Raw genomic sequence first — 6,398 nt, 5'->3', positions numbered from 1 at the left:
CCAACTATCTGAGGAACTCAGGATATGCTTCAACCTAAATGGAAACGACTCTAGCGCTGCGGCGAGGGCTCCTGCGGCTATGGCTGCACAGGTGTCGTCCCGCCCGGCGACCGAAGTTTCTTCACCCGGATCGGCTCGGTCGGCGCTTCCGACATCGGGCTGGAGTTACCCACGTCCCTTCCGCGCAGATGATCAATTTCCGCCTGACGCCGTTGCAGGTAGAACGCCCGCGAGTTCGCGTAAGGATCGGCGACGTTATCGTGCAGCGTATGCAAGGTCTGGTCGAACTCCGCGCGGTGATCGAGCACGCCCAAAACAGCCGCGGGTACTGCATAGGCTGGGTTTGTCAGACGATGGCTGCCGACGATCGCGGGCAGGACCAGGCGGTCGGCGAAACCGCCGAACAGGTCGCGGACCGTGGTCGGACCGACGATCGGCAGGAACATGAACGGGCCCGGCGGGACGCCGTAGAAGCCGAGCGTATCGGCGAAGCCGTTGCCGCGCCGCGGCAGCCTGAACGGTCGCTTCTTCGCGACGTCGATCACACCCGCGATACCGATCGTCGAATTGACCACGAACCGGCCGACGGTTTCCGCCGCCTTGCCGATCTTGTGCTGGAAGATGAAGTTCACCAGCACGACGGGTTCGCGCAGATTGTAGAGGAAATTATGGACCCCGCTGCGCAGCGGACTTGGGACAGTGTGTTTGTAGGCGAGCGAGACGGGGCCGATGATGGCGCTGTCGACCGCTTGGGTCGCCGCAAACGATTGCGCGTTGATGGCGCGCAGCGGATCGGGGGCCGCCGCCGGATCGCGCGCAGTCACGATGATATCGTTTTGCGATGCGCTCGCCTGCGCTTGCGGGCTGTCGTGCCTGTCACGCTGGACCGGTTCGTTCGGCTTCGTGGCGGCATCGGCCGGTTCCGGCGTCGGTCCCGGTCCGGTGTCACCAGCGTCGGGACGACCGGCGACCGGCGGGACCGTCGCGGCGGTTGGCACAGTCGCCTGGGGAACGGGCGTGCCCGCCAGCATCGTGGCCGTCGTCCATAGGATGAATGTCAATTGCCGCCCCGGTTCAAAAGGAAAGGGCGCGAAAGCCGATGCCTTCGCCCCGATCCTCTATCCCCTTACACGCTTTCACTCGGCGGCGGCAGTACCCTTTGCAGGTCGCGTGTCGCGACGCTCGGCGATACGCGCCGACTTGCCGGTGCGGCCGCGCAGATAATACAGCTTCGCGCGGCGGACCGCGCCCTTGCGGACGACCTCGATCGATTCGACGTTGGGCGAATAGAGCGGGAAGACGCGCTCGACACCCTCGCCGAACGACATCTTGCGCACGGTGAAGTTGCTGCCCATGCCCTTGTTCGAGCGCGCGATGCACACGCCCTCGTAATTCTGCACGCGGGTGCGCTCGCCTTCGACGACCTTTACGCCGACCTTCAGCGTATCGCCGGGACGGAATTCGGGGATCGTCTTGTTGCCCAGGAACTTGGCGATCTGCTCGGCTTCGAGCGTCTGGATCAGATTCATCGGTCGTCCTTCTTCGCCTGCGCGCCAGAGGGCGACTGGACCCGAGCGCCCTCATGGCGCTCCCAAAGGTCCGGCCGCCTTAGCCGTGTATCGGTCTCGGCCTGTTGCTTTCGCCAGGCCGCGATCCGTGCATGATCCCCCGATCGCAGCACTTCGGGGATCGCGCGCCCTTCCCATTCGGCGGGTCGGGTATAATGCGGGTATTCGAGCAGCCCCGTTTCGAAGCTCTCGTCCACACCGCTTGAGGTCGCGCCCATTACGCCGGGAAGCAGCCGGATGCAAGCATCCAGCAGCGCCAGCGCCCCCATCTCGCCGCCCGACAGGACATAGTCGCCGATCGACACCTGCTCGATCGCACGCGCGTCGAACAGCCGCTCGTCGAACCCCTCGAACCGGCCGCATAGCAGCGTGACGCCCGGCCCGGATGCCAAGCTCCGCACCCGTGCCTGGGTCAGCGGCGCCCCGCGCGGGGTAAGGGCGACGACGGGCCGGCCATCCGCCGCCGCATCCAGCGCCGCCGCGACGACATCCGCACGCAGGACCATTCCCGCCCCGCCGCCAGCCGGCGTATCATCGACCGATCGGTGTTTGTCGGTCGCGGAGTCGCGGATGTTGACCGCCTCGCAAGACCACCGCCCCTCCGCCAGCGCGCGCCCGGCGAGGGAGACTCCGAGCGGTCCCGGAAACATTTCGGGGTAGAGGGTAAGGATGGTAGCGGCAAAGGTCACAGGGTCCAATTCTCGATACGCAGATCAGGAATGTCGGCAAAATCGCGCTCGTTGTTGGTGACGAGCGTCAGGTCGAGCGACAAAGCGTGCGCGGCGATCCAGCGGTCCAGCTTTCCACGGCGAAAAGGAAGCGCGACGAATGCCGCCGCCGCGACCATGTCGAACGGTAACGGCTCGATCACATCAAGCAGCCGACCCAGGACGATCTCCTGTTCGTTCCGGCGTGCGCCGACCATAGCCTCGCAGGCGCACAGCACCGATGTGACGACCGATCCCGGCGCACGCAATTCCATTCTCCGTCGAAGCGGTTCGGCGGCGCCAGCCAAGAGATAGACGAGAATGTTGGTATCGACGAGATACCGAGCGTCGCTCATCGATCGAGCAACTTACCGCCCCAATCTAACTCGCGCGGTTCGAATTCCAGCCGCTCGACGGGCATCAACCCCGGTACGGAGCCGTATATCCCAGTCAGATCGATCCGCTGCGGCTTTACGGGTATCGGCTCGAACGAGTATCTCCCCTGCTCTTCGCGCACCGCCATCTCTGTTCCCTCCGTCAAGCCGAGCGCCTTTGGCAGGCGGAGCGCCAGAGAGTTGCCCGACTTGAACACCTTAGCGCGGTATTCTTCGCCCATCGATCGTCTCCGTATCTACGGCCTGTATATACGTCGATCCTGCCGCAGTGTCAAGGAACATCCTGCCGTTCCGTGGCTTGCTTCCCGCATGGACGACTGCATGATCATCGGTGCCGGCCCCGCCGGCCTGACCGCGGCGATCTACCTCGCGCGGTTCCATCTTTCGATCCGGTTGCTCGACAACGGATCGAGCCGCGCCGCGCTCATCCCGCGGACGCGTAACCATGCCGGCTATCCGGACGGCATCGCAGGCCCCGAACTGCTGGCGCTGATGCGCACGCAGGCGGAGCTGTACGGCGCTACCGTCGACAGCGTGGAGGCGACGGGGATAGCGCTCGACGGCGAGACGTTCGTCGTTTCGACGACCGGTGGCCAGCTCCGCGCCCGAACCGTGCTGCTGGCGACTGGTGTCGTCAACAACCGCCCCGCGATGCCCGACGACCTGCATGACGAGGCGCTCGCGCGGGGTCTGATCCGCTATTGTCCGATCTGCGACGGGTACGAGGTGACCGACAAGCGCGTCGGTGTCATCGGGGACGGCGCGCACGGCATGCGCGAGGCGCTGTTCCTGCGCGGCTACACGCGCGACCTGACGCTTATCGCACCGTCCGCCGCGTTGACCCTCGATCAGTCCTGCCGCGCTGCGCTGGACGATGCCGGCATCTCGCGCGTCGACGGTCCGTGCCGCGGCTTCGCGATCGAAGGCGACCGGATCGTCGTCGATACGCCCGCCGGCGCGCTGCACTTCGACAGCATCTACCCCGCGATGGGATCGGTCATCCGCTCCAAGCTGGCTGTCGCAGCCGGCGCACGCGCGACCGACGAGGGTTGCCTGGAGGTCGACGAGCACCAGCGAACCTCGATCCCCGGCCTGTTCGCCGCCGGCGATGTCGTACGCGGACTGGACCAGATCAGCCACGCAATGGGCGAGGCCGGCGTCGCGGCGACGGCAATCCGCAACCTGCTGGCCGATCGCAAACCGATCCGTCGCTGACCGCTATACGACGAACGCAGAGTCCAGGACGAGACGCTGACCGTTCCATTCGGGTACCGCCTCCGGGCGCATGGGCACCATGAAGCGCGTGCGGGGCTTGTCGCCAGCACCGGGCCGCTCGATCTCGATCACGTCCCCGGCGCCGAAATTCTCGACCGCGACGACGCGCCCGATTGCTGTACCGTCCGCCAGGCCGACGGGCAGCCCGATCAGATCGGCGTGATAATATTCGCCCTCACCCAGCGGCGGCAACGCGGAGCGCGGCACGGTCAGTTCGGTGCCCCGCATCATCTCGGCCGCGGTGCGGTCGGCGACCTGGTCGAACCGCGCGATCACGCCGTTGCCACCATGCCGTAGCGATCGGACGGTCAGCGCGCCGCCGTTGAAGACGCGGTAGGCGGACAGATCGTCGGCGAAGGATTTCAGCCGCACTTCGCCGCCCATCCCGTGCGCACCGACGACGACCGCCAGGGTCACCGTATCGACGGACATAGATCATCATCCTTCGGGGGAGCCGGGCTGCCCGGCGGGTTCGTCGTCGGCACCCTCGGCCGGTTCATCCGAGGAAATGCCGCGGTTGCCGACATCGGGTCCGGTTTCCACTGGCTCATCGGGAGCCGTTCGCGGATCGGGTGGCAAGGTCATCGCACGCTTCTTTCTTATTCGATCGGGAAAAACGAAACGCGCCGTGCCATGATCCGTGCCTTACTGTTCGCTGGTGGCCTCGGCGACCTGCTCGGCCTCGGCCGTCGGCGTTTCGGTCGCGGCCTCGACATCCGCGGCGACGACGGCTTCGGCCTCTTCCGGCGTGTCCGCGGCGGGGGTCGCGGCGGCTGCGGCGGCGGCGGCGGCCTCGTCGGCTTCGGCCTGCTTGGTCGCGCGTTCCTCGGCACGCTCGGTGGCCTTCTCGCCGGGCTTGCCCTTGGTCGGGTTCAGCCGTGCCGGACGCTCGCGGACGCCGGCCACATCGAGAAAGCGGGCGACGCGGTCGGTCGGCTGCGCGCCGTTCGACAGCCAGTATTTGGCGCGCTCGGCATCGATCTGGACGCGCTGGTCGTTGTCCTTGGCGAGAAGCGGGTTGTAGTTGCCGATCTTCTCGATGAACTTGCCATCGCGAGGGCTACGCGCATCTGCAACGATGATGCGGTAGTAAGGACGCTTCTTGGAGCCGCCACGCGAGAGACGAATGCTGAGTGCCATTAGGTATTCCTTCTAGATAATTGCGTTGGTTGATTATTTCTTGCGGTTGCCGAAACCGGCCATGCCCGGTGGCACCCCGCCGCCGGATCCGGGAAGCCCCGGCAGGCCGGGCAGTCCGCCGCCGAGGCCCTTCATCGCCTCGCCCATGTCGGCACCGCCGATCGCGTTGCCGAGACCGCCCATGCCGCCCTTGCCCAGCATCGCCATCATGCCCTTGATGCCGCCCATCTTCCGGATCTTCTTCATCGCGGTCGACATTTCGAGGTGCATCTTCATCAGCTTGTTGACGTCCTGCACATTGGTGCCGGATCCCTTGGCGATGCGGATCTTGCGCTTGGCGGTGATGACCTCGGGCTTCGCGCGTTCCTTCAGCGTCATCGATCCGATGATCGCCTCCATATGCACCAGCACCTTGTCGCTGCCGGGCGCCGCCGCCATCGCGTTCTGCGCCTTCTTCATGCCGGGGATCATCCCCGCCAGCGCGCCCAGCCCGCCCATGCGGCGCATCTGCTGAAGCTGGCCGCGCAGGTCGTTCATGTCGAACTGACCCTTGGCCAGCCGCGACGCCATGCGTTCGGCGTCTTCCTGCTGGATCGATTCCGCGGCGCGCTCGACGAGCGACACGACGTCGCCCATGCCGAGAATACGGCTAGCGACACGCTCCGGGTGGAACGCCTCCAGTGCATCGAGCTTCTCGCCCGTCCCGGCGAACTTGATCGGCTTGCCCGTCACCGCGCGCATCGACAGCGCCGCGCCGCCGCGCGCATCGCCGTCCATCCGCGTCAGCACGATACCCGTCAGCGGCACCTGCTCGCTGAAATTCTGCGCGACGTTGACCGCGTCCTGCCCGGTCAGCGAATCGACGACGAGCAGGATTTCCTGCGGCCGCGTGATGTCGGCGACCGCCTTCATCTCGTCCATCAGCGCCCGGTCGACGTGCAACCGGCCCGCGGTATCGAGCATCAGGACGTCATAGCCCTGCAGCTTCGCCGCCTGGATCGCGCGCCGGGCGATATCGACGGGCTGCTGACCCTGCACGATCGGCAGCGTCGCGACGTCGATCTGCGTGCCGAGCGTCGCCAGCTGCTCCTGCGCGGCGGGGCGATTGACGTCGAGCGACGCCATCAGCACCTTCTTCCGGTCCCGCCCGCCGCCACCAGTCGAAATTTGGCCGCCCGACAACCGCTTGGCGATCTTCGCGGTCGTGGTCGTCTTGCCCGAGCCCTGCAGGCCGACCATCATGATGATCGCAGGCGGCGAGACGTTCAGGTCCAGCTCCGACGCATCCGCGCCCAGCATCGCGACCAACGCAT

At 66.3% G+C, this 6,398-nt stretch carries 9 protein-coding genes; 1 reads left to right on the top strand and 8 read right to left on the bottom strand.

What is annotated here, in order from left to right; genetic code table 11:
- Positions 1–77: 77 nt before the first annotated feature.
- The 5 genes from ACFE7D_RS13690 to ACFE7D_RS13670 form a co-directional block, all read right to left on the bottom strand.
- Entirely contained in the window at positions 78–1,061 is a 984-nt protein-coding gene (locus tag ACFE7D_RS13690; RefSeq protein WP_375395968.1) for an MlaA family lipoprotein, read from the bottom strand.
- Between the two features lie 75 nt (positions 1,062–1,136).
- Complete coding sequence (gene rplS, locus ACFE7D_RS13685) at positions 1,137–1,529, bottom strand: 50S ribosomal protein L19 (protein ID WP_174286470.1); 393 nt, start codon at positions 1,527–1,529, stop codon at positions 1,137–1,139.
- The gene (gene trmD, locus ACFE7D_RS13680; protein ID WP_375395967.1) at positions 1,526–2,257 is read right to left on the bottom strand and encodes a tRNA (guanosine(37)-N1)-methyltransferase TrmD; all 732 of its coding nucleotides are present in this window, start codon (positions 2,255–2,257) and stop codon (positions 1,526–1,528) included. Before trmD ends, rplS begins: the two co-directional genes overlap by 4 nt.
- A complete protein-coding gene (locus ACFE7D_RS13675; protein WP_375395966.1) occupies positions 2,254–2,631 on the bottom strand; it encodes a type II toxin-antitoxin system VapC family toxin in 378 nt (125 codons plus the stop codon). Before ACFE7D_RS13675 ends, trmD begins: the two co-directional genes overlap by 4 nt.
- Complete coding sequence (locus ACFE7D_RS13670) at positions 2,628–2,891, bottom strand: AbrB/MazE/SpoVT family DNA-binding domain-containing protein (protein WP_375395965.1); 264 nt, start codon at positions 2,889–2,891, stop codon at positions 2,628–2,630. Before ACFE7D_RS13670 ends, ACFE7D_RS13675 begins: the two co-directional genes overlap by 4 nt.
- Positions 2,892–2,979: 88 nt before the next feature.
- Between ACFE7D_RS13670 and ACFE7D_RS13665 the strand changes: the two genes are divergently transcribed.
- Entirely contained in the window at positions 2,980–3,885 is a 906-nt protein-coding gene (locus ACFE7D_RS13665) for an NAD(P)/FAD-dependent oxidoreductase (protein ID WP_375395964.1), read from the top strand.
- Between the two features lie 3 nt (positions 3,886–3,888).
- Here the strand turns inward: ACFE7D_RS13665 and rimM are convergent, their stop codons facing one another.
- From rimM to ACFE7D_RS13650, 3 genes are all read right to left on the bottom strand, one after another.
- On the bottom strand, positions 3,889–4,377 hold the full coding sequence (gene rimM, locus ACFE7D_RS13660) for a ribosome maturation factor RimM (RefSeq protein ID WP_375395963.1): 489 nt from the start codon (positions 4,375–4,377) through the stop codon (positions 3,889–3,891).
- A 213-nt stretch (positions 4,378–4,590) separates the two neighbouring features.
- Positions 4,591–5,085 carry a 30S ribosomal protein S16 gene (gene rpsP, locus ACFE7D_RS13655; protein ID WP_375395962.1) on the bottom strand — a complete coding sequence of 165 codons (495 nt, stop codon included), beginning with the start codon at positions 5,083–5,085 and terminating at the stop codon, positions 4,591–4,593.
- A 33-nt stretch (positions 5,086–5,118) separates the two neighbouring features.
- A partial coding sequence (locus tag ACFE7D_RS13650) for a signal recognition particle protein (protein WP_375395961.1) occupies positions 5,119–6,398 on the bottom strand: 1,280 nt, incomplete at its 5' end.

Origin of the sequence: uncultured Sphingomonas sp. (genome assembly GCF_964244235.1) — a bacterium.
Lineage (GTDB): Bacteria > Pseudomonadota > Alphaproteobacteria > Sphingomonadales > Sphingomonadaceae > Sphingomonas.
Note: the sequence above shows the minus strand (reverse complement) of the source record. Positions and strands in the feature narration are given on the sequence as shown.